Annotated in this window: 21 protein-coding genes; 15 read left to right on the top strand and 6 right to left on the bottom strand. The window is 71.6% G+C overall.

What is annotated here, in order from left to right:
• From ABDW35_RS10545 to ABDW35_RS10555, 3 genes are all read left to right on the top strand, one after another.
• On the top strand, positions 1-703 hold a 703-nt coding region (locus ABDW35_RS10545), incomplete at its 5' end, for a hemolysin family protein (protein ID WP_343713822.1).
• 76 nt (positions 704-779) lie between these two features.
• Entirely contained in the window at positions 780-1,013 is a 234-nt protein-coding gene (locus ABDW35_RS10550; protein ID WP_343713823.1) for a type II toxin-antitoxin system Phd/YefM family antitoxin, read from the top strand.
• The gene (locus ABDW35_RS10555; RefSeq protein ID WP_343713824.1) at positions 1,010-1,393 is read left to right on the top strand and encodes a type II toxin-antitoxin system VapC family toxin; all 384 of its coding nucleotides are present in this window, start codon (positions 1,010-1,012) and stop codon (positions 1,391-1,393) included. The genes ABDW35_RS10550 and ABDW35_RS10555 overlap by 4 nt, the downstream gene beginning before the upstream one ends.
• A 13-nt stretch (positions 1,394-1,406) precedes the next feature.
• Here the strand turns inward: ABDW35_RS10555 and smc are convergent, their stop codons facing one another.
• The 3 genes from smc to ABDW35_RS10570 are packed head-to-tail and all read right to left on the bottom strand — an operon-like array spanning position 1,407 to position 6,026.
• Positions 1,407-4,889, bottom strand: a complete 3,483-nt coding sequence (gene smc / locus ABDW35_RS10560) for a chromosome segregation protein SMC (protein ID WP_343713825.1) — start codon at positions 4,887-4,889, stop codon at positions 1,407-1,409.
• 20 nt (positions 4,890-4,909) lie between these two features.
• Positions 4,910-5,539 carry a DsbA family protein gene (locus ABDW35_RS10565; RefSeq protein WP_343713826.1) on the bottom strand — a complete coding sequence of 210 codons (630 nt, stop codon included), beginning with the start codon at positions 5,537-5,539 and terminating at the stop codon, positions 4,910-4,912.
• A 40-nt stretch (positions 5,540-5,579) separates the two neighbouring features.
• Positions 5,580-6,026: a DciA family protein gene (locus ABDW35_RS10570; RefSeq protein ID WP_343713827.1), complete on the bottom strand. Its 447-nt coding sequence runs from the start codon at positions 6,024-6,026 to the stop codon at positions 5,580-5,582.
• Between the two features lie 101 nt (positions 6,027-6,127).
• Here ABDW35_RS10570 and mutY point away from each other — a divergent pair, with 101 nt between their 5' ends.
• The 6 genes from mutY to rimI all read left to right on the top strand — a co-directional run bounded on the left by mutY (position 6,128) and on the right by rimI (position 10,845).
• Positions 6,128-7,207 carry an A/G-specific adenine glycosylase gene (gene mutY / locus ABDW35_RS10575; protein WP_343713828.1) on the top strand — a complete coding sequence of 360 codons (1,080 nt, stop codon included), beginning with the start codon at positions 6,128-6,130 and terminating at the stop codon, positions 7,205-7,207.
• Positions 7,208-7,421: 214 nt separating this feature from the next.
• Entirely contained in the window at positions 7,422-7,979 is a 558-nt protein-coding gene (locus ABDW35_RS10580; RefSeq protein ID WP_343713829.1) for a NifU family protein, read from the top strand.
• 119 nt (positions 7,980-8,098) lie between these two features.
• Positions 8,099-9,055 (top strand): glucosaminidase domain-containing protein, encoded by a 957-nt coding sequence (locus ABDW35_RS10585; protein WP_343713830.1) that lies wholly within the window; start codon positions 8,099-8,101, stop codon positions 9,053-9,055.
• A gap of 21 nt (positions 9,056-9,076) precedes the next feature.
• On the top strand, positions 9,077-9,664 hold the full coding sequence (locus tag ABDW35_RS10590; protein WP_343713831.1) for a malonic semialdehyde reductase: 588 nt from the start codon (positions 9,077-9,079) through the stop codon (positions 9,662-9,664).
• Positions 9,665-9,715: 51 nt separating this feature from the next.
• A complete protein-coding gene (gene tsaB / locus ABDW35_RS10595; RefSeq protein ID WP_343713832.1) occupies positions 9,716-10,387 on the top strand; it encodes a tRNA (adenosine(37)-N6)-threonylcarbamoyltransferase complex dimerization subunit type 1 TsaB in 672 nt (223 codons plus the stop codon).
• A complete protein-coding gene (gene rimI / locus ABDW35_RS10600) occupies positions 10,384-10,845 on the top strand; it encodes a ribosomal protein S18-alanine N-acetyltransferase (protein ID WP_343713833.1) in 462 nt (153 codons plus the stop codon). The genes tsaB and rimI overlap by 4 nt, the downstream gene beginning before the upstream one ends.
• 154 nt (positions 10,846-10,999) lie before the next feature.
• Here the strand turns inward: rimI and ABDW35_RS10605 are convergent, their stop codons facing one another.
• Entirely contained in the window at positions 11,000-11,908 is a 909-nt protein-coding gene (locus tag ABDW35_RS10605; RefSeq protein ID WP_343713834.1) for a methyltransferase domain-containing protein, read from the bottom strand.
• Between the two features lie 77 nt (positions 11,909-11,985).
• Between ABDW35_RS10605 and ABDW35_RS10610 the strand changes: the two genes are divergently transcribed.
• The 6 genes from ABDW35_RS10610 to ABDW35_RS10635 all read left to right on the top strand — a co-directional run bounded on the left by ABDW35_RS10610 (position 11,986) and on the right by ABDW35_RS10635 (position 17,342).
• Complete coding sequence (locus ABDW35_RS10610; protein WP_343713835.1) at positions 11,986-12,732, top strand: SDR family oxidoreductase; 747 nt, start codon at positions 11,986-11,988, stop codon at positions 12,730-12,732.
• 101 nt (positions 12,733-12,833) lie between these two features.
• Positions 12,834-14,642 (top strand): gamma-glutamyltransferase, encoded by a 1,809-nt coding sequence (gene ggt, locus ABDW35_RS10615; RefSeq protein WP_343713836.1) that lies wholly within the window; start codon positions 12,834-12,836, stop codon positions 14,640-14,642.
• Between the two features lie 51 nt (positions 14,643-14,693).
• Positions 14,694-15,407, top strand: a complete 714-nt coding sequence (locus tag ABDW35_RS10620; protein ID WP_343713837.1) for a ComF family protein — start codon at positions 14,694-14,696, stop codon at positions 15,405-15,407.
• Positions 15,408-15,509: 102 nt separating this feature from the next.
• On the top strand, positions 15,510-15,779 hold the full coding sequence (grxC, locus tag ABDW35_RS10625; RefSeq protein ID WP_343713838.1) for a glutaredoxin 3: 270 nt from the start codon (positions 15,510-15,512) through the stop codon (positions 15,777-15,779).
• 30 nt (positions 15,780-15,809) lie between these two features.
• The gene (locus ABDW35_RS10630) at positions 15,810-16,661 is read left to right on the top strand and encodes a carbon-nitrogen hydrolase family protein (protein ID WP_343713839.1); all 852 of its coding nucleotides are present in this window, start codon (positions 15,810-15,812) and stop codon (positions 16,659-16,661) included.
• Positions 16,662-16,670: 9 nt separating this feature from the next.
• Positions 16,671-17,342 (top strand): YukJ family protein, encoded by a 672-nt coding sequence (locus ABDW35_RS10635; protein WP_343713840.1) that lies wholly within the window; start codon positions 16,671-16,673, stop codon positions 17,340-17,342.
• Positions 17,343-17,364: 22 nt separating this feature from the next.
• On the opposite strand, the gene ABDW35_RS10640 is transcribed toward ABDW35_RS10635, so the two are convergent.
• Entirely contained in the window at positions 17,365-20,433 is a 3,069-nt protein-coding gene (locus ABDW35_RS10640; RefSeq protein ID WP_343713841.1) for a hypothetical protein, read from the bottom strand.
• Positions 20,434-20,731: 298 nt separating this feature from the next.
• A partial coding sequence (locus tag ABDW35_RS10645; protein ID WP_343713842.1) for a hypothetical protein occupies positions 20,732-20,936 on the bottom strand: 205 nt, incomplete at its 5' end.

Here is a 20,936-nt window from a genome sequence, read left to right on the forward strand (position 1 = left end):
CGAGATGATCGACGGCGTGCTGCGCCTGGCCGACCGGTCGGTGCGCTCGATCATGACGCCGCGGCACGAAATGGTCTGGGTCGACCTCGAGGACAGCCCGGACGAGATCCGCAGGACCATCGCCGAGAGCGGCTGCAGCCGCTTCCCGGTGGCGCGCGGAGAGCTCGACGAGATCCAGGGCGTGGTCCAGACCAAGGACATGCTCGACCGTATGCTCGGCGGCGGCCCGTTCGACGTGGCCGAGACCATGCGGCCGCCGCTGGTGGTGCCGGACGGCACCCCGGCGCTGAAGCTGCTGACCACCTTCCGCAGCGCGCCGATCCACCTGGCCGTGGTGGTCGACGAATATGGCAGCGTCGAGGGGCTGGTGACACCCAGCGACATCCTGGCGGCGATCGCCGGCGAGGTCGCCGACCTGACGGCGGATGCCGGCGGCTATTCGATCGTCCGGCGCGAGGACGGCAGCTGGCTGGTCGACGCCATGATCCCGATCGACGAGGTCGAGCGCCTGCTGCGCCTGCGCGGCCTGCGCTCGGAAGACGGCGACTACCAGACCCTGGCCGGCTTCGTGCTCTGGCATCTCGGCCACCTGCCGAAGGTGGCGGAGAGCTTCATCGAGAACGGCGTGCGCTACGAGGTCCTCGACCTCGACGGCAACCGCATCGACAAGGTGCTGATCCGGGTGGACCAGACGGAGCCGTAAGGACGGCTCGGATGGTTGGCTAACTTGACCAACATTGGCGTGTTGGCTAAGTTAGCCATATTCTCGGAGAATACTCATGCAGGTCACTGTCCACGTCGCCAAGACCCACCTTTCCAAGCTGATCGACGCCGCGCTGTCGGGTGAGGAAGTGGTGATTGCCAAGGGGCGTAAGCCCGTGGTCAAGCTGGTCGCGATTCCGCAGAGCAAGTTCCAGATCGGCCTGCTCAAGGACGAGCTGGGCGGCCCCGGACCTGACTTCTTCGAGCCGATGAGCGAGGATGATCTTGCCGCCTGGGAAGGCGGCAAGTGAGGGCTGTCCTGCTCGACACCCATGCCTGGGCTTGGAGCCTTACGGGCGACGATCGGCTCTCGATCAAGGCGCAGGAAGCAATCGAAGAGGCTCAGGCAGTGCTCGTCAGCCCGATCACCTTCTTCGAGATCGGGCAAAAGGTGCGGCTCGGCAAATGGCCGGAGATGGAGCCCTTCCTGAATCGGCTGCCATCGCTTCTCGAGCAGCAGGGTGGTGGGGCCGCCGAGCTCGACCCATTCGTCTGTCTCCGGGCGGCAACAATGCCATGGCCACACCGCGACCCTTTCGACCGCCTTCTGGCCGCAACCGCCATCCACAACAACCTGCCGCTGATCTCGGCTGACGTCGTGTTCGACGGAATCGTCACTCGCCTTTGGTGAGCGGCCGTCGGCCTCAGACCGCCAGCTCCTGCTGGTGCGGCTGGGCGTGGCGGATGGCCTGCTCGAGGTCGACCGAGACCAGCTGGCTCACGCCGCGCTCGATCATGGTGACGCCGTAGAGCCGGTTCACCCGCGCCATGGTCATGCGGTGGTGGGTGATGATCAGGAAGCGGGTGCGGCCGCCCTCTGCCAGCTCGACCAGCAGGCTGCACAGCCGGTCGACATTGGCGTCGTCCAGCGGCGCGTCGACCTCGTCCAGCACGCAGATCGGCGCCGGGTTGGTCAGGAACACGGCGAAGATCAGCGCCGCGGCGGTCAGCGCCTGCTCGCCGCCCGACAGCAGCGACAGGTGCTGCAGCTTCTTGCCCGGCGGGCTGGCGAAGATCTCCAGCCCCGCCTCCAGCGGGTCCTCGGTGTCGGTCAGCGACAGCTGGGCCTTGCCGCCGCCGAACAGCCGGGTGAACAGGGTGCGGAAATGGCCGTCGACGACGTCGAAGCTGGCCACCAGCCGCTCCCGCGCCTCGCGGTTCAGCGAGTTGATGCCTTGGCGCAGCTTGGCGATGGCGGCGGTCAGGTCCTCCTTCTCCGCCGACAGCCGCGTGTGCTGGGATTCGATCTCGACGATCTCGACCTCGGCGCGCAGGTTCACCGGGCCCATGCCCTCGCGCTCGCGGTTCAGCCGGTCAAGCTTGCGGGCGGTGTCCTCCTGGTCCGGCAGCGGCGTATCCGGGGTCAGCCCGGCCAGGCCGGCGACGGCTTCCGGCGCGCAGTCCAGCCGCTCGGCGATGCGGGTGCGAAGCCCCTCGACCGCGGTCTGGGCCGCGACCACCGCCGCCTCGCCCCGCACCCGGGTCTCGCGCGATTCGGCCAGGGCTGATTCGGCTGCGCGCAGGGCGCGGGCCGCGGCCTCCTGGCGCTGTTCGCCGACCGCCAGCGCATCGGCGGCCATGCGGCGGCGGCGCTCGGCCTCGTCGATCTGGCCGATCAGCGTCTCGCGCCGGGCGGCGATCTCGGCCGGCCTGGCGTCCAGCTCCAGCAGCGTCGCCCGGTTCTCCTCCAGCCGCGCCTCCAGCTCGGCCAGCCGGTCGGCGCTGCCACGGGCGCGGCTGTCCCAGCCCTGCACCTCGCTCTCGATCGCGCGCAGCCGGCCACGCCGACCGCCCGCCTCGCGCTGCAGCCGCTCCAGCGCCGATTGCCGGGCGCCCAGCCCCGACCGAGCCTCGGCCAAAGCCGAGCGGATCTCGCCCACCGCCCGGCGCTGGTCCTCGCCATCGGGCAAAGCCGCGATCTCGGCCGCCACCTCCTCGCGCTCGCGCATCGCGTCGTCGCGGTCGGCGGCCAGGCGCTCGCCCTGGGCGGCCAGCGCCGCCAGCCGGCTGCGCCGCGCTGCTTCGGCCTGGGCCGCCTTGCTCTGCGCCTCGCGGGCGCGGCCGACGGCGGCGACGGCGTCCTGCTGGCTGCGCCGCGCCGCCCGGTCGGCATCCTGCGCCGCCTGGGCCGCCTGGCGCGCCGCATCGGCCGCCCGCCGCGCCGTCTCGGCCGCCTCGGCGGCGGTGGCAAGCTGTGCCTCCAGCTGCTCCAGCCGGTTGCGCTGCTGCAGTCGTGCCGCGGCGGGGGAGGGCGCGCCCGGCCGGGCCACCAGCCCGTCCCAGCGCCAGCGGCCGCCGGCCTTGGTCACCAGCGCTTGGCCGGGGCTGAGGACCGGCTGCAGCGCCTCGGCCGCCGCCGCATCCTCGACCACGCCGATATGGGCCAGCCTGCGCGCCAGGGCGGCCGGGGCGGTGACATGGGCGGCCAGCGGCTCGGCCCCTTGCGGCAGCGGCGCGGTGTTGTCATAGCCGGGCAGCTCGGCCCAGTGCAGCGGCGCCGAGCGGTCGGCCGGCACCGAGGCCTCGTCGCCGAGCGCGGCGCCCAGCGCCGCCTCCCAACCGGGCTTGACCTTCAGCTGGTCCAGGATCGGGGCGCGGGCCGCGTCGCCGCCCTTGCCGGAGCCGAGCGCGGCGCGCAGGCCGTCGGCCTCGGCCTTCAGCCTTGTGGCCGCGCCTTCCGCCGCCTGGGCGGCGTCGCGGGCGCCTGAGAAGGCCGAATCGGCGGCTTGGCGGCGGCTTTCCGCCGTCTCCACCGCCTCCTGCGCCGCCTCCAGCCGGGCCTCCGCCTCGGCCAGGACCAGGGCGGCGGCCTCGGCGCCGTCGGCGCCGGCCAGCTCGGCCTCGACCTGGGCGATCTGGCGCAGCGCGTCCTCGTGCCGGCGGGCCAGGTCCAGCAGGCGGCCCTCCAGTTCGCGCTGCCGCTTGGCCAGGCTCTGCCGCCGCGCCTCGTCGCCGGCCGCGGCCTCGGTCAGGGCGGTCAGCCGGCCGTCCAGCTCGTCGACGATGCCGCGCTGGGTGTCGATCGCCGCCCGTGCCTCGGCCTCCGCCTCGGCCTCGCCGGCGCTCTGGCGCTCGATCCGCTCGCGCTCCTCCTGCAGCTTGGCCAGGGCCTGGGCGGCGTCGGCGCCCAGCGAGCGCTCGCGCACCAGGTCGCCCGTCACCTGCTCCAGCCGGCGTTTGGTCTCCAGGATCGACTGGCTCAGCCGGCCGGCCTCGGCCTCCAGCGTCTCGCGCTCGACCAGATAGCGCTGCAGCGCCGTGGCGGAGTCGCCGTCGGCCTTGCGCAGAGCGGGCAGGGCGGCCGCGGCCTCGGCCTGCTCGGTGGTCGCGCGGGTGGCCGCGATCATCCGCTCGCGCACCACCTGCTCATTGGCGTCGTAGGCACGGCGCGCCTCGGCCAGCGTCGTGACCGCCGCGGTCCATTGCAGGTGCAGCAGCGTCGCCTCGACCTGGCGGATCTGCTCCGAGATGGTGCGGTAGCGCGCCGCCTGCCGGGCCTGCTTGCGCAGGCCGCCTAGCTGGGCGTCGAGCTGCACCAGAACGTCGTCCAGGCGGACCAGGTTCTCCTCGGCCGAGCGCAGCCGCAGCTCGGCCTCGTGCCGGCGGCTGTGCAGGCCGGTGATGCCCGCCGCCTCCTCCAGGATCTGCCGCCGCTCCGCCGGGCGGGCGGAGATCATCGCCGCGATCCGGCCCTGGCTGACCAGGGCGGGAGAGGCGGGGCCGGAGGCGTTGTCCTGGAACAGCAACTGAACGTCGCGGGCGCGCACCGGCTTGCCGTTCACCCGGTACTCGGAGCCGGTGCCGCGCTCGATCCTTCGGCTGACCTCGATGGTGTCGGCCTGGTCGAAGCCCGGCGCGGTGCGGTCGCTGTTGTCCAGCGTGATCGTCACCTCGGCCAGGTTGCGCGCCGCCCTTCCGGTGGTGCCGCCGAAGATGACGTCGTCCATCTCCTGGCCGCGCATGCGCCGGGCGGAGTTCTCGCCCATCGCCCAGCGCAGCGCCTCGACCAGGTTCGACTTGCCGCAGCCATTCGGCCCGACCACGCCGGTCAGGCCGGGCTCGATGGCCACGTCGGTCGCGTCGACGAAGGATTTGAAGCCCGACAGGCGGAGCCGGGCGAAGTGCACGGCGGCGCGCTCCTAGGCGGTCAGTTGGTGGCGACGCCCTTCTCGGCGAGCTTCTTGTCGAAGAGCGCCTTGAAGGTGTCGAAGCTGGCCTCGCCCTCGAGCTTCTCGCCCTCGACGACGAAGGTCGGGGTGGCGTTGACCTGGTACTCGGTCTGCGCCGCCTGCATGCCGTTGACGATGCCGTCGGCGATGCTGTTGTCGGCCAGGCAGGCGTCGAACTTGTCCTTCGGCAGCCCGGCCATGCCGCCGATCTGCGCCAGGGCGCCGATCGGGTCGCTGGCGGTGGCCCAGCTCTGCTGCGTCTGGAACAGCACCTTGGCGATGTTGAAATACTGCTCGCGCGGGGCGCAGCGCGCCATCATGCCGGCCCGCAGGTCCAGCCCGTTCAGCGGGAACTGGCGGAACACGAACTTCACCTTGCCGCTGTCGATGTAGCTCTTCTCGATCTTCGGCAGCACGTCGTTGGTGAAGGCGGCGCAGTGCGGGCAGGTGAAGGACGCGAACTCCAGCACCGTCACGGGCGCGTCGGCCTTGCCGAGCACATAGTCCTTGTCAGTGATCTTCGGATCCCAGGTCGATTGGGCGGAGGCCGATCCGGCCATGAAAGTCGCGGCGGCCACGGCCAGTCCGGCGAGCAGGGTCTTCAGCATCCGATGGTCTCCATGGGTCCGGGCCTCGCGCCCACACATCTCATCGCGGTGGCGTCCGGGCATAGAGCGCCCGGCCGAAGGCCGCAAGTCGGGATTTCCACTCGGGGTCGTCGACCGATTCGAGCGGCCCCGCCAGCATCGCCTCCTCCGACGGGGTCAGGGAACGGCGGCGCGGTGTCGCGGGCCGGCGGGCCAGGGGCGCCTGCAGCAGCTTGATGCGGATGATCGCGGCATAGCCGAAATGCCCGTTGATCCGCTCGATCAGCCGGTCCTGGTCGTGCTGCAGCAGCAGGGCATCGGCCGGGTCGACCCGCAGCGCCAGGGTGCCGCCGTCGCGCTTGCCGGCCGGGAAGCTCAGCTTCTCCGGCACCGCCTTGTCGGCCCAGTGGTCGCCGACTACCGACGGCCAGTCCGCGAACAGGCTGCCGATGGCGCTGCGCCCGCCGCCCAGCGCCTTGCGGGCGAGGGCGGGGACCAGGGCGGCCATGGATCGCGGATAGCTCATCGGTGGGGCACGACTGTGTGATCGAATTGCGGGACTCGCCCCCCTATAGTGGCCCAACGCACCCCCGAGCGGCAACGCGAGCCATGCCCGATACAGCCACGTCCGCCGATTTCGCCCCAGCCGGCTTCGCCCCGGCACTGCTGGCCTGGTACGACCGGCACCGCCGCGTGCTGCCCTGGCGCGCGCTGCCCGGGCAGAAGGCCGACCCGTACCGGGTCTGGCTCAGCGAGATCATGCTGCAGCAGACCACCGTGGCGGCGGTGAAGGACTATTTCCTCGACTTTACCCGGCGCTGGCCGACCGTGGCGGACCTGGCGGCGGCGCCGGTGGAGGAGGTGCTGGCCGCCTGGGCGGGGCTCGGCTACTACGCCCGGGCCCGGAACATGCATCGCTGCGCCGCGCTGGTGGTGGAACGCCATGGCGGAGTGTTCCCGTCCACGGAGGCGGAATTGCGGCAGCTGCCGGGGATCGGCGACTACACCGCGGCGGCGATCGCGGCGATCGCCTTCGACCGGCCGGCCGCGGTGATGGACGGCAATGTCGAGCGGGTGATGGCCCGGATCTTTGCGGTGGAGACGCCGCTGCCGCCGGCCAAGCCGATCCTGAAGACCCATGCGGCGGCCCTGACCCCGCGCCGGCGCCCTGGCGACTACGCCCAGGCGGTGATGGATCTCGGTGCCACCATCTGCACCCCGCGCAGCCCGAAATGCATCCTCTGCCCCTGGTCGACCCCGTGCCGGGCCCGGATGCGCGGCATCGCCGAGGATCTCCCGGCCAAGCTGGCCAAGGCGCCGAAGCCGACCCGACGGGCCGTGGCCTTCTGGCTGACCGATGCGCAGGGCAACGTGCTGTTGCGCCGCCGCCCGCCCAAGGGCATGCTGGGCGGGATGATGGAGGTGCCGTCCTCCGCCTGGATCGAGCAGCCGATGCCGGATCTGGCCGCGGTTCTGGCCGAGGCGCCGGGCGGCACCGGCTGGCGCCTGCTGCCCGGGCTGGTGCGGCACGGCTTCACCCATTTCGACTTCGAGCTGACCGTGGCGGCCGGCCGCCTCAACGGCCCGGTCGATGGCGCGGTGCTGGTGCCGCCGGACCGGCTGGGCGAGGCCGGGCTGCCCACGGCGATGTGGAAGATCGCCCGCCATGCGCTGCGGCATCTTGAATGACCGGGCCGGCGGCCACAAATCAGCCGTAATCACCGTCCCCATTGCGACCTCGTCGGGACGGTGAGGTTGCGCAAGTAACCGGTCCGGAACGCTCAGCGGCGATTGGCGTGCGACTCTGATGCGCGCCGTTTCGTCTTGATCTTCCGGGCCGTCGTCTTCACCCTGCCGGCGCCGTTGGCCATGAGGGCCGCGGCCTATCGAAGGATCCGTGTCCATGTTCATCCAGACCGAGCAGACACCCAACCCGGCGAGCCTGAAGTTCCTGCCGGGCCGCGCGGTGATGGATGTGGGCACCGCCAACTTTCCGTCGGCGGAGTCGGCGGCGCGGTCGCCCCTGGCGCAGCGCCTGTTCGAGGTCGAGGGCGTCACCGGCGTCTTCCTCGGCACCGACTTCGTGACGGTCAGCAAGGCGGACACCATCGACTGGTACGTGCTGAAGCCCTCGATCCTGGGCATCATCATGGAGCATTTCACCGCGGGCCGGCCGGTCATCCTGGCCGAGACGGCGGCGGAGGGCTCGGAGGGCCAGTCGGCGGAGGATTCCGAGATCGAAGCCCAGATCCGGGAGCTGATCGACACCCGCGTCCGGCCTGCCGTGGCGCAGGATGGCGGCGACATCATCTTCCAGGGCTACGACCACGGCGTGGTGTACCTGCACATGCAGGGCTCCTGCTCCGGCTGCCCCAGCTCGACCATGACGCTGAAGGCCGGCATCGAGAACATGCTGCGCCACTACATTCCCGAAGTGACGGAGGTGCGCGCCGTCGCCTGACGGCGGGCTGCGCTCCCCCCGGCGGCGCCTCTGGATTTGAGAGGCGCCCGCGGACCCGGTCGTGCCGATAGGCGGGGCGCCCGGTGCCGCCTGCCCGGGCGCAACCAAGAACGAGGTCCATGCAGTTCCGTGTGTTCCGACCGGCCGCCGCCTTGGCCGGCCTATTGCTGATCGTGCCCCTCGCCGCCCTGGCCCAGCCGGCGGCCTCTACCGATCAAACCTCCGCCGAGCTGCAGGTCGCCGACCTGCCGCCGTCCCGGGAGCAGGCGCTGCCGGCCTCGGCCGTGCCGCCGATCGACAAGACCTCGGACCTCGTCCTGAAGGTCGACAGCGCCGGCAAGCTCAGCGAGATCTTCGACAGCGCCGACTACGCCCTGGCCGATGTGCGGGATGGCGAGGCCGACGTGCCGCGCCTGCTGGTCGAGGCGATGCCGGGCGACCTGCGGCACCTCGATTCGACCGACCTGCGCAAGGACGTGTTCTTCAATGCCCTGCTGCCGCTGGTGCTGCGGGTGAACGAGGACATCCGCCACGACCGCGACCGGCTGCTGGCCCTGCAGGGGCTGCAGCGCCTCGGCCTCGCCCCCTCGGCGGAATCCCGGGCTTGGCTCACCGAGCTCAGCGAGCGCTACGACGTCGCCGATGGCGACATCGATGCGCTGCTGCTGCGGGTCGACGTGATTCCGCCCTCGCTCGCTTTGGGCCAGGCCGCGGTGGAATCGGGCTGGGGCACCTCCTACAGCGCCCAGCGCCGCAACGCTCTGTTCGGCCAGACTGCGGGGTCGGCCGTGCGCTATGCCGCCTTCGACCGGCTGATCGACGGCGTCGCCTCCTATGCCCGCAACCTCAACACCCATCCGGCCTATGCCGGCTTCCGCGCCCGCCGTGCGGCGCTGCGAGCTGCGCGGCTGGAGCTTGACGGCTATGATCTGGCGTCGACCCTCACGCGCTATTCGACCCGCGGGACGGCCTATATCCGCGACGTTCGGGCCATGATCCGCGGGAACGATCTCGCCGAGCTCGATTCGGCGCGGCTTGCCGCGGATCGCGCGATCGGCTTACCTGCCGCCAGCTGAGATTTTCTGCGACATATGACCATGGCGCTCGACAAGATCGCGCTCGACACGCTGTTCCGCGAGGCGCGTGCGCGCTGCGTTTTCCTCGACGAGGCGATTCCGGAGGCGACGCTCCGGGCAATCTACGACCTGATGAAGCGGGGGCCGACCAGCGCCAATTCCTGTCCGGCGCGGATCGTCTTCGTGACGTCGGAGGAGGGCCGGGCGGCGCTGCGGCCGGCGGTCGACCCCGAGGCGCTGGGCGCGACGTTGCAGGCGCCGGTGACCGCGATCGTGGCCTATGACTCGGCCTTCCACGAACACCTGCCGCGGCTGCTGCCGGACGAGCCGGAGACGGCGATCCGCTTCGCCGCCCGCCCGGACCTGGCGCAGGAGACCGCGCATCGCGACGCGGCGATGCAGGCGGCCTATCTGATCATGGCGACGCGCGGCCTGGGCCTCGGCTGCTGGCTGGTGGCGGAGTTCGACCGCGCCAAGGTCGACGCCGCCTTCCTCTCCGGCACCCGCTGGCGCTCCAGCCTGCTGGTCGATATCGGCTATGTCGACCGCAGCAAGGAATTCCCCCGCCGCCCGCGGCTGGCCTTCGAGGAAGTCTGCCGGATCGTGTGAGCACGTGTTCCGACCGGTTGTCCCCATGAGCAGCGCCCGAAAGCCCGCCGCATGATCGTGCTCGGCCTCGATGCCGCCGGCGCCGGCTGCGGCGTGGCGGTGCGGCGCGACGGGCGGACGGTCGCGGCACGGACCGAGCCGATGGCCCAGGGCCATGCCGTCCGGCTGATGCCGCTGGTGCTGGAGGTGCTGGCCGAGGCTGGGGTCGCGCCCGGCGACATCGACCTGTTCGGCGTCACCACCGGACCTGGCTCCTTCACCGGGCTCCGGGTCGGGCTCGCCGCGGTCGGGGGGCTGGCGCTCGGCGCCGGCCGGAGGATCGTCGGCATCCCCAGCTTCGACGCGGTGCTGGCGGATCTCGGCCCGGTCAACGCCGGCATGATCGTGGTGGCGCTGGACGGCCGGCGATCCGAGCCCTTCGCCCGGCTGTTCGACGCCGCCGGCACGCCGCTGGGCGAGCCGCTGTGCCTGCCGGCCGAGGATCTCGCGGCGCTGGTCCCGCCCGGCCCCCTGACCGTCGCCGGTGACGGCGCCCATCTGCTGCTCCCGGCGCTGGCCGGGCGGCCGGATGTCCGCCAGGCCGGGCCCGCCGCGATCGACCCGGCCACCGTGGCCCGGCTGGCCGAGGCGCGGGCGGACCAGGCGCGGGAGGGCCCGCCGCCGCCGCTCTATGTCCGGCCGCCCGATGCGGTGCCTCTGGCGGACCGGACGCTGAAGCCTTGACCGCGCTGCGCATCGTCCCGGCCGGCGCGGCCGAGGCCGCGGTGCTGTCGGCCCTGTACGAATCCGCCTTCGCCGAGTCCTGGGCGCCGGACCAGCTGGCGCAGCTGCTGGCCGGCCCCGGCGTCTTCGCGCTGATCGCGCTGGACGAGGCGGGCGAGCCCGTCGGCTACGCCCTCGGCCGGGTGGCGGCGGATGAGGCGGAGCTGCTGTCGATCGCCCTCTTGCCTGATCGCCGCCGCGGAGGTGGCGGGCGCCTGCTGCTGGACGCGCTGGCCGAGCGCTGCAGGGCGGCCGGGGCGGAAACGCTGTTCCTCGAGGTGGCGACCGACAACGCCGCGGCGCTGGCGCTCTACCGCGGCGCCGGCTTCGCTGAGGCCGGGATCCGCAAGGGCTACTACAAGATCGGCGCTGCCGCGGTCGACGCCATCGTCATGAGACGGGAGCTGGCGCCGGGCTGAGGCGACTGGCCGGACATCGCGTCCAACCCGCTCTCTGTCATTGCCGGGCTTGACCCGGCAATCCAGGGGCCACCGAGAGCAGCTCTTGAAAGCCCCTGGATCCTCGGGTCAAGCCCGAGGATGACAACAAGAACAAGCCCGAACCATCGACTCGCTACTGCCGCACCGGCCGCTCGACAGTTCCCAGCGCGTCGGCCAGGGAGCGGGTGGCGCTGCCGCGGGGGCGCGGCTTCTGCTGGCTGTGATGCGGCGCCCATCCCACCAGGAACAGCACCTCGAAGCTGGCCGGGATGCGCCCGTCCGGCTCGGCGAAGCGCTCGGCATAGCGGGCGGCGACGGTCGGCCAGAAGGCGCGCGGCGGCGGCGCCGGGTTGCGGTTCAGCCCGGCATTGGTCTCGCCCATGCCGCGCAGGTCGGCGATCAGGCGGAACGCGTTCTCGTAGCTGACCGTCACCGTCTCCGCATCCGCCACCGGCAAGGCGAAGCCGGCGCGCTGCAGCAGGCCGGCGGCGTCGCGCAGGTCGGCGAAGGGCGACAGGCGCGGGCTGGCGCCGCCGATCAGCTCGGTCTCCGCCTCGACCAGGGCGGTGCGCAGCTCGGCCAGCGTGCCGGCGCCCAGCATCGCCGCCAGGAACAGCCCGTCCGGCCGCAGCGCCTGGCGGATCTGCAAGAGCGCGCCCGGCAGATCGTTGACCCAGTGCAGCGACAGGTTGCTCAGCACCAGGTCCAGCGTGGCCGCGCCGAAGGGCAGCAGCTCCTCGTCGCAGGCCAGGGTCGGTCGGCCGTTCGCTGCGGCGCTGCGGGCCAGGGCCGGGGACAGGTCGGCCTGCACCAGCGTGTCGACCCGGTCGCTGCCGGCCAGCGCCCGGGCCACGGCGCCGTCATGGCAGCCGAGGTCCAGCGCCGCCGGGAAGCGGCGGGTGACGTCGAGCAGCCGGTCGGCCAGCATCGCCGCCACATGCTCGAACAGGAAGTTGTGCCCGGCCAGGCCCGGTGCCGCACGGTCGCGCCGCCGGCGCACCAGCGCGCGGTCGAACACCATCATCTCGTCGGACTGTGTCATGGCGCGCACTATAGGGATTGCATAAGGGCGCCGCACCGTCCTTGGTGGCGCAGGGACGGCAGCGAAGGACACGGATCATGACCGCATCGGACCGGCCGGTGGCGCTGGTGACCGGATCGACCTCGGGCATCGGCGCGGCGGTGGCCCGGCGGCTGGCCGCCGAGGGCTGGGCGGTGGCGCTGCATTCGCGCGCCTCGGCCGAGGCCGGGGAGGTCCTGGCGGCGGAGCTGGGCGGCAGCTACTCCGCCGCCGATCTGGCGACCGATAACGGGCCGCCGGCCCTGGTGCGGGCGGTGCTGGCCCGGCACGGCCGGATCGATGCGCTGGTCAACAGCGCCGGCATCACCGCCACGGTGCCGCATGGCGACCTCAAGGCGGCGACACCGGATCTCTGGCGCCGGCTGCACCAGGTCAATGTCATCGCCCCCTGGCTGCTGGTGGCGGAGGCCGAGGACGCGCTGCGGCAGTCGGCGGCGGCGCGGGGCCGGCCGGCGGCGGTGGTCAATATCGGCTCCCACGCCGGGATCCGGCCGCGCGGCGCCTCGGTGCCCTATGCCGCCAGCAAGGCGGCGCTGCATCACATGACCCGCCTGCTGGCCAAGTCGCTGGCACCGACGATTCGAGTTAATGCCGTCGCCCCCGGCCTGGTCGACACGCCGATGACCGCCAGCTGGGTGGAGGCGCAGCAGCTCTGGGCCACCACAGCGCCGATGCGGCGCGCGGCGCAGCCGGCAGATGTGGCGGAGGCGGTGTCCGGCCTGATCCGCTCGGACTACGTGACCGGCGAGATCGTGCTGCTGGATGGTGGGCTGAGCCTGGCCTGACATGCCTGCAGGGCGGCCCCTCCCACACGGGGGATTGGGAACCGGCCGCTGTCGTGGAATACTCCCTTATGCAAATTTTGCGCAATTTGCCGGGGAAGAGGATGCGGCGGAGCGGCTGGTGGGCCCTTGGTCTGTGCGGCGCGATCGGCGCCGGCCTGCTGTTCGCGGGCGGCGGCCCGGGCCGGTCGGATGCCGCGCCGGCCGGCCCGGCGCCCATTGCCGTGAGCCAGACGGTCGTCGCCAGCCAGGCCGTGGCCACCCGGTCGGGCGAGCCCGCGGCCCGCGCCAGGCGGTTCATGGTGGCGGCCACCAACCCGGTCGCGGCCTGGGCCGGCTACGACGTGCTGGCGGAGAACGGCACCGCGGTCGACGCCATGATCGCGGTGCAGCTGGTGCTGAACCTGGTCGAGCCGCAGTCCAGCGGCATCGGCGGCGGGGCCCTGCTGCTGCATCTCGACGGCCGGTCGGGAAAGCTGACCGGGCTCGATGGCCTCGAGACCGCGCCGCGGGCCGCGGATCCCGGCATGTTCCTCGGCCCGGACGGCAAGCCGATGCCGTTCGACACCGCGGCGGTCGGCGGCCGGTCGGTCGGCACGCCCGGCACGCTCAAGCTGCTGCTGGAGGCGCATAGACGCTGGGGCCGGCTGCCGCTGGACCGGCTGTTCCGGCCGGCGATCGAGCTGGCCGACAAGGGCTTCGACGTGTCGCCGCGCCTCGCGGCCCTGCTGGCCGGCGACGCGGGGGAGGGGCTGAAGCGCGACCCGCGGGCGCGCGACTACTTCTTCCCCGGCGGCCGGCCGCTGCAGGCCGGCCAGACTCTGCGCAACCCCGATTTCGCCGACACGCTGCGCTTCATCCTCGGCAGCGGCGACAGCCCGTTCTACCTCGGCCCGATCGGCGCCGACATCGTCGCCGCGGTCCAGGGCGCGTCCGGCAATCCCGGCTGGCTGGAGCCGATCGACCTGGAGATCTACCGGGTCGTGGAGCGCCCGCCCGTCTGCGTGCCCTACCGCACCTGGCGGGTCTGCGGCATGGCGCCGCCGAGCGCCGGCGGCATCGGCGTCGGCCAGATGCTTGGGCTGCTGGAGCGTTTCGACATGCGCAAGAGCGGGCCTGACACCGCCGCGGCCTGGCACCTGTTCGCCGAGGCCGGCAAGCTGGTCACCGCCGACCGCGACCGCTATCTCGCCGACGGCGATTTCGTCCTGGTCCCGGCCTCGGGCCTGGTCGACAACACCTATCTGACCACGCGGACAAAGGCGATCTCGGAGGACCGTGCCGCGCCGGTGCCGGTGCTGCCGGGCAACCCGCCGCGCCGCGCGGGGCAGGAATGGAGCTCCGACACCTCCAGCGAGCCGTCCGACACCAGCCATGTCTCGGTCGTCGATTCCGATGGCAGCGTGGTGTCGCTGACCACCAGCATCGAGGGCGCCTTCGGCTCGCATCTGATGGTGCGCGGCTTCCTGCTGAACAACGAGCTGACCGAGTTCTCCTTCCTGCCCTATGCCGGCGGCCGGTCGGTGGCGAACCGGGTCGAGCCCGGCAAGCGGCCGCGCAGCTCGATGGCGCCGACCATCGTGCTGGACCAGCAGGGCAAGCCGGTGCTGGTGATCGGGTCGCCCGGCGGCGCCCGTATCATCCCGTATGTCGCCCAGGTTATCCTGGGGGTGCTGGACTGGGGGCTGAACATGCAGCAGGCGATCGATCTGGGCCATGTCGTCAATCTCAACGGCCGCACCGAGCTGGAGGCCGGGACCGCCGTCGCCGGGCTGAAGGACGCCCTGGCGGCGCTCGGCCACGACGTGGCGGTGACCGGGGAGGACAGCGGGCTGCAGGGCATCCAGATCGGCCCGGACGGGCTGGTCGGCGGCTCCGATCCGCGGCGCGAGGGCGTCGCCCTCGGCCGCTAGCCGGCCGTGTGCTCGGCCGTCCTCCCCTGGCTACAACGCGCGGGAGCCGCCGTGCTCGACGCCGTGCTGCCGCTACGCTGCCTGTCCTGCGGCGCCGAGATCATGGCGCCGGGAGCGCTGTGCAGCGCCTGCTGGGCCCGCCTGGCCTTCCTCGGCCCGCCGCAGTGCCGGCGCTGCGGCCTGCCCTTCGACCATGCGGCGGCGGAGGGGGCGGGCGACGACCCGGTCTGCGCCAACTGCCTGGCCTTCCCGCCGCTGTGGGACCGGGCCCGCGCCGCCTTTCTCTATGACGATCTCAGCCGCAAGCTGATCCTGGCCTTCAAGCATGGTGACCAGACCCATGCGGCCCCCGCCTTGGGCCGGCTGCTGCATCGGGCGGCGCTGCCCTTCCTGGCCGAGGCCGACGTGATCGCGCCGGTGCCGCTGCACCGCTGGCGCCTGCTGCGCCGGCGCTACAACCAGGCGGGGTTGCTTGCTCTGGCGCTAGGCCGCGAATCCGGCCGGCCGGTCTCGCCCGACCTGCTGGTCCGCCGCCGGGCGACGCCGACCCAGGGCGGCCAGGACAGGAAGGCGCGGCGCCGCAACGTCGCCGGCGCCTTCGCCGTGCGACCGGGCCGCGAAGGGCTGGTCGAGGGCCGGCGGGTGCTGCTGGTCGACGACGTGCTGACCACCGGCGCCACCATCGACGAATGCGCCCGTGCGCTACGGCGAAAGGGGGCAGCCGGGGTCGATGTGGTGACGCTGGCGCGGGTGCCGCCGCCGTGACTCCGGCGCGCGCTCAGGACATGGGCGCCATTCATCGGACGCACACCCCCTGGCATCCCGGGGCGAATGCCCTCATATTCGAAGGACTCTTCGGAGGATTGCATGCCACCCGTCACCGTCTACTCCAGCCCGTTCTGCCCCTATTGCTACATGGCCAAGAAGCTGCTGACCCAGAAGGGTGTCAGCTTCGAGGAGATCGATGTGGTGGCCGAGCCGTCGCGGCGGGAGGATATGCGGCAGCGCGCCCATGGCCGCAACACCGTGCCGCAGATCTTCATCGGCGCGACCCATGTCGGCGGCAATGACGACCTCCAGGCGCTGGAACGCGCCGGCAAGCTCGACCCGCTCCTGGCCGAAACCGCGCCGGCCTGACAGGCCGGTCCGCTGGATGAGGCCGACGGGATGACCCGCTTCACCGCCGCCTGCGTCCAGCTCAATGTCGGCACCGAGATCGAGCCGAACCTGCAGGCGGCGGCAGCGCTGATCCGGCGGGCCCGCGACGCCGGCGCCACGCTGATCGCCACCCCCGAGAACACGGGCTTCATCGCCCAGGGCCGCGACGCCGTGCTGCAGCGCGCCCTGCCGGAGGCGGAGCATCCCGGCCTGCCTTTCTTCGCCGATCTGGCGCGCGAGACCGGGGCGACGCTGCTGATCGGGTCGCTGTCGATCGGACTGCCCGGCGGCAAGGCCGCCAACCGCTCCTACTTGTTCGCGCCGTCGGGCGAGATCCTGGCCCGCTACGACAAGGTCCACATGTTCGACGTCGAGCTGGCGGGCGGCGAGCGCTATCGCGAGAGCGCCACCTTCGAGCCGGGCGGCCAGGCCGTGGCGGCGCCGCTGCCGGCGGGCGGCGTGCTGGGCCTGACCGTCTGTTACGATCTGCGCTTCCCGTATCTGTATCGCGCCCTGGCCCAGGCCGGCGCTGACATCCTCGCCGTGCCGGCCGCCTTCACCCGCAAGACCGGCCAGGCGCACTGGCATGTGCTGTTGCGCGCCCGGGCGATCGAGACCGGCAGCTTCGTCATCGCCCCGGCGCAGACCGGCACCCATGACAGGGGCCGCCAGACCTATGGCCATTCGCTGATCGTGGCGCCCTGGGGCGAGGTCCTCGCCGACGCGGGCGAGGCGGTGGGCTTCGTCACGGCGGAGATCGACCTGGCGCGGGTGCAGGAGGCGCGCGAGGCCGTGCCGGCGCTGCGCCATGACCGCCGCGTCGCGCCGCCCGGCCTGCCGCTGCGCGCGGCCGGGGACTAGCCGCAGAGCATGGCGCTCGAACGCTACACGGTGCTGAAGGGGCGCCCGACGGACCGCCGCCTCGCCGCCGAGGGGTCGACCCATTACCATATCCGCATCGATGACGGCGCGCGGGACCACCGGGTCGCGGTCAACGTCCAGGGCTCGTCCTGGCCGTCGGCGGTGGAGTATGTCCTCGACCCCGATTTCGAGCATCCTGTGACCGAGCGGTTGGAGAGGCTGCCGCTCGGCCTGACCGCGATTCCCCGCGGCGAAGGGCTGGATTATGTCCGCGGCGGGCTGTTCGACCGCTCGCATATGCGGCCGCTGCCGGCCATCCGGCCGGGCCCAGACAACGACCTGAACGAGAAGATCGACCACATCGTCGCCCGCGCGATCGGGGAGCCGGCGGCGATGCTCTACGCCTTCGGGGAGCCGTTCGGGCCCGACCCGGTGGCCGATCACGGCTTCGGCTTCGCCCCGTCGCGCGGCATGCACAACATCCACATGAACCAGGGCAGCCCGGAGGAGCGGTTCCGCGGCGACAACGGCACCGGCCAGGACGGCGCCCTGCTGATCGCCTTCCCGCAGGGCCGCTGGGCGGCGCTGTTCCTGAAGTTCCAATCCCAGTCCTGGCGGACGGATGACGCCACCGGCCATCCGCGCCAGCCGCCTCAGGCCAGGCGGCGGGCGCAGCGGTGATCGGCCGACAGGCGGCGGCCGCTCAGTGGCCGTCGGCGACCAGCACCAGGTCGATCGGCTGGATGCCCATCTGCAGCAGGGCGTTGTCGAAAGCCTGCACGCTTTCCTTGATCGGGTGCTTGTCCCATTCGTCGTAATAGGTCTTGATCAGCGACGCGACCCGGTCGGCGTCCTTCGGCGACAGGGCGTTCAGCCAGCCGACCATCTTCTCCTGCGACAGGCCGAGATGCTTGTAGGCCTTGGTCAGGAACGGCCCGGCGGTCGGCGGGTCGCCGTCGAATGACGTTGCATGCTTGGCCAGCTGCTCGGCGACGTCGGGATGCACGCCCATCGCCACCAGCCATTCCCGGTCGGCGCCGTCATTCTCGTGCGAATGCTCATAGGCGCCGACGCCGTAGTTCAGCGCCGACGCCACCAGCATCAGCACGGCGCCGACCCCGGTCCAGGCAGTGGCGCTGAGGCCGAGGATGGTGCCCTCCGCCGCCCCGACGCCCGAGGCGATCCCCGCCTCCATCGCGCCCGGGCCCATCAGGAAGGCAAGGTCGCCGGCGGCGCTGAAGCTGTAGGCCAGGCCGCGCACCTTCTCCGGCGTCTGGTCCGAGTTCCAGTATTCGACCGCGTTGGCGGTGTCGATGCCGAAATAGGCGAGGTCGGCCACGTCGCGCAGCGCCGGGCTCAGCACCCCCTGCTTGATCCCGTTCTTCAGCTTCTCCGGCAGCGACAGGCCGTCGACCTGCCGAGCCAGCCGGTCGTAGCTCTGCTTGATCAGGGTGTTGCCACCGCCGGGCGTGACCTTGCCGCTGAACCAGCCGTCGCCGAGGGCGGCGTTGCCGGCCTGCGACAGCGACATCAGGCCGTGCACGACCGCATAGGACCCGTCGGCCAGGAAATTGCCGCTCTGGGCGAAGGAGGTGGCGGCGAAGACGGCGTTCTGGCCGAACAGGATCGAGCTGACGCCGGACGACATGCGCGACAGCGCCCGGACGTTGAAATGCTCGCCGTTCGGCCCCTTGAAGCTGCCGTCGGGCTGGGCCGTGAACTCCTTGCCCAGGACCAGGCCCTTCAGCGTCTGCTTGCCCGGGCTGTTCTGGATCTTCGGGTCGGCCAGCGCGATGTTGGTGTACAGCTTGGCCGCCTGGTAGACGACGTTGCGGGCCGAGCGCTGGACCCACAGCGTATTGGTCGGCGTCACCTGTCCGTTGCCGCCGGTCAGGTCGGCCGCCGGGGTGGCATCGATCGCCGCCGTGACATTGTGCTGCTTCAGGTCGCCGAAATCCGGCCCGTCCTTGCTGCCGCCGGGCTTGTCGAAGCCGGGCGTGCCGCCCAGCACGTCCTGGTAGCCGGCGACCGTGGCCTTGATGCTCTGCGCCGTCTCGGCCTTGTCCTGCAAGGCCTGGCCGTCCTTGTTGATCTGGTCGACGTCGCCCTTGTGGTTCGGCTGGCTGAGAATCTTCTGGATGGTCTTGTCGATCTCGGCATCGCTGCTGACGCCGCCCCAGTCATGAATCCCCACGGCCAGGAACTTGGCGTGGTCCATCGCCGTCTGCTTCAGCGAGTTGACCGAGTCATTGAAGGTCGTGATGCCCTGGGTCGCGGTGTAGAGCGCCCCGTTCGACAGCGTAGGGTTGCTGCCCTTCGCCTGGGCCGCCACCGACAGCGACAGCGCGACGTCGCCCTGGCCGGCGGAGTCGAGCGACACCTGGTTGTAGCCGAAGGGCGTCTGGAACACGTTCTGGAACTGGCCGCGCTGCACCGGCACCTTCGATTCCGCGACGACGTATCCGGCGATCTGGTCCACCGCCTTGCGGCCGTCGCCGGTCTTGCCGCCATCGGCATAGGTGGCGTGCTGGCAGGCGGCGGCGAGGTCGGACATGATCGCCGAGGCCTGCTTGAGCCCGGGCGAGCCGGGCGACGGCATCATCGCCTGCGGGATCACGGCGACGTCGTGCACGATCGACTTGGCCGTCGACTGCACCCGCGCGTCGTTCATGATCGCGGTCACCTGCGCCGGCGTCGTCGTCTTCGGGTCGGTGACCTCGTTCAGCTTCTTGGCGGCGGCCGCGGCGCCGCCCTGCTTGTAGGCGTCGGCCACGGCCTGGGCCGGGCGGTTGACCAGCACCTCCTGCTGCGCGTCCAGGCTGCCCTGCTTGATCGCGTCGGCCAGGCGCGGGTCGTTGGCGGTGTAGGTCATGTAGATGCCGGCGCGGCCGGAGATCGAGCCGAGCGCGGTGCTGCCGGTCTGGCCGTCGGCCATCGCGGTCAGCTGCGCCGCGACCTCCTTGCGCAGGGCGTTGTAGGTCGGGTCGGAATCCTTCTTGGCGGGGTCGTAGGGCGCGTCGGTCTTGGCCGTCTGCAGCAGCTTGCCCAGCTGGTCCTCGGTCCGGCCCTGGCCGATCAGCTGGCGCGAATACAGGTTCTCGGCCTCGCCGACGGCGTCCTGGAACACCTTGTCGTTCGGCGCGCGGGCGGCGATCGGCGCCGCCAGCGCCTTGACGTCGGGCACCGCCTGCTGGCTGCCGGCATATTGCAGCTCCTGCACGATGGTGGCGGTCAGGTCACCCCTCAGATCCGCCAGCTTGTCCGGCGCCAGCACCATGACCGAGGCGTCGGCCAGCTGCTGCCGTTCCTGCTCCAGGAAGCCCAGACGGGTCTTGTCCAGCACGACGACCGCGTCGCCGTCCTGGCCGGGCTGCAGGTGGTGCGCGGACGAGGGCGGGTTGGCCGGGCGGTTGCCGAAGGCCTTCGGGTCGAGCGACGGGGTCGCCGCCAGGTTGGCCTTCAGCACCGAATCGTCGTTGTCTTTGCTCAGGTCGACACCGGCGCGGCGATAAATGTCGTAGGGGTTGTCGCCGACGTGCAGCGGAAAGCGGACGGAGATGCCGACCGGCGGCTCGTCCGGGCCGAACACATTGGCGGCGGCATCGTCCTGCGGCGTGCCGGGATCGGCCGGGATGGACGGATCAGGAGCCACCGGGCCCTCCTTGGCCCTGGCCTGCTGGACGGTCAGGTTGAAGGTCTGCGGGTTCAGCGGGATGCCGGTTCCGGGCTGCTGCCGATAACCGGTCCATCCCTCGTCGATCCGAGCCACCATCTCGATCCCCTCTGTTCCCGATCACATGAATCCGAAGCCGGCGATCGGCTCCGTCCGGAGGCCGTCTCTCGTCGGTCACAGAACTGAAACAGGGTGATAGTCCAGATTTCCCATTCCGGATCAAGATCGATTTCAAATATCCCGGCAATATTTGTTGTTTATTTGTCTGATATAAAGAACATTGGACTTATGGCAATTTCAACTGATCCAGACTTTGCGATGGCGAATGGGCGTGCTTGGTGCCCCGGCGCCCGGAGACGCCGGGGCAGTCCATCGTCAGGATCTGCCGTGAGGCCGCTCAGTCGAACGGATGGAAGCCCTGGCGGGCGAGGTCCAGGTCGCGCTGGTCGACCACGCCATTGCCGTCGACGTCCAGATTGGTCGTCTCCCAGCTGCCGGTCGGGCCGGCGCCGGGCTTCACCGCGGCGATCCGATCGGCCAGCTCGTCCTGCAGCGCGGCGATGACGCGCGTGCTGCTTTTTGGCGTGAATGACTTCGCCGCC

It is taken from the genome of Inquilinus sp. (assembly GCF_039594555.1).
Taxonomy (GTDB): domain Bacteria; phylum Pseudomonadota; class Alphaproteobacteria; order DSM-16000; family Inquilinaceae; genus Inquilinus.

What these genes read in the sequence shown, in the direction of transcription:
- ABDW35_RS10550 (WP_343713823.1), top strand. Translation starts at nt 780, where the DNA reads ATGCAGGTCACTGTCCACGTCGCCAAGACCCACCTTTCCAAGCTGATC.
- ABDW35_RS10565 (WP_343713826.1), bottom strand. Translation starts at nt 5,539, where the DNA reads ATGCTGAAGACCCTGCTCGCCGGACTGGCCGTGGCCGCCGCGACTTTC.
- ABDW35_RS10570 (WP_343713827.1), bottom strand. Translation starts at nt 6,026, where the DNA reads ATGGCCGCCCTGGTCCCCGCCCTCGCCCGCAAGGCGCTGGGCGGCGGG.
- mutY (WP_343713828.1), top strand. Translation starts at nt 6,128, where the DNA reads ATGCCCGATACAGCCACGTCCGCCGATTTCGCCCCAGCCGGCTTCGCC.
- ABDW35_RS10580 (WP_343713829.1), top strand. Translation starts at nt 7,422, where the DNA reads ATGTTCATCCAGACCGAGCAGACACCCAACCCGGCGAGCCTGAAGTTC.
- ABDW35_RS10585 (WP_343713830.1), top strand. Translation starts at nt 8,099, where the DNA reads ATGCAGTTCCGTGTGTTCCGACCGGCCGCCGCCTTGGCCGGCCTATTG.
- ABDW35_RS10590 (WP_343713831.1), top strand. Translation starts at nt 9,077, where the DNA reads ATGGCGCTCGACAAGATCGCGCTCGACACGCTGTTCCGCGAGGCGCGT.
- tsaB (WP_343713832.1), top strand. Translation starts at nt 9,716, where the DNA reads ATGATCGTGCTCGGCCTCGATGCCGCCGGCGCCGGCTGCGGCGTGGCG.
- ABDW35_RS10605 (WP_343713834.1), bottom strand. Translation starts at nt 11,908, where the DNA reads ATGACACAGTCCGACGAGATGATGGTGTTCGACCGCGCGCTGGTGCGC.
- ABDW35_RS10610 (WP_343713835.1), top strand. Translation starts at nt 11,986, where the DNA reads ATGACCGCATCGGACCGGCCGGTGGCGCTGGTGACCGGATCGACCTCG.
- ggt (WP_343713836.1), top strand. Translation starts at nt 12,834, where the DNA reads ATGCGGCGGAGCGGCTGGTGGGCCCTTGGTCTGTGCGGCGCGATCGGC.
- grxC (WP_343713838.1), top strand. Translation starts at nt 15,510, where the DNA reads ATGCCACCCGTCACCGTCTACTCCAGCCCGTTCTGCCCCTATTGCTAC.
- ABDW35_RS10630 (WP_343713839.1), top strand. Translation starts at nt 15,810, where the DNA reads ATGACCCGCTTCACCGCCGCCTGCGTCCAGCTCAATGTCGGCACCGAG.
- ABDW35_RS10635 (WP_343713840.1), top strand. Translation starts at nt 16,671, where the DNA reads ATGGCGCTCGAACGCTACACGGTGCTGAAGGGGCGCCCGACGGACCGC.
- ABDW35_RS10640 (WP_343713841.1), bottom strand. Translation starts at nt 20,433, where the DNA reads ATGGTGGCTCGGATCGACGAGGGATGGACCGGTTATCGGCAGCAGCCC.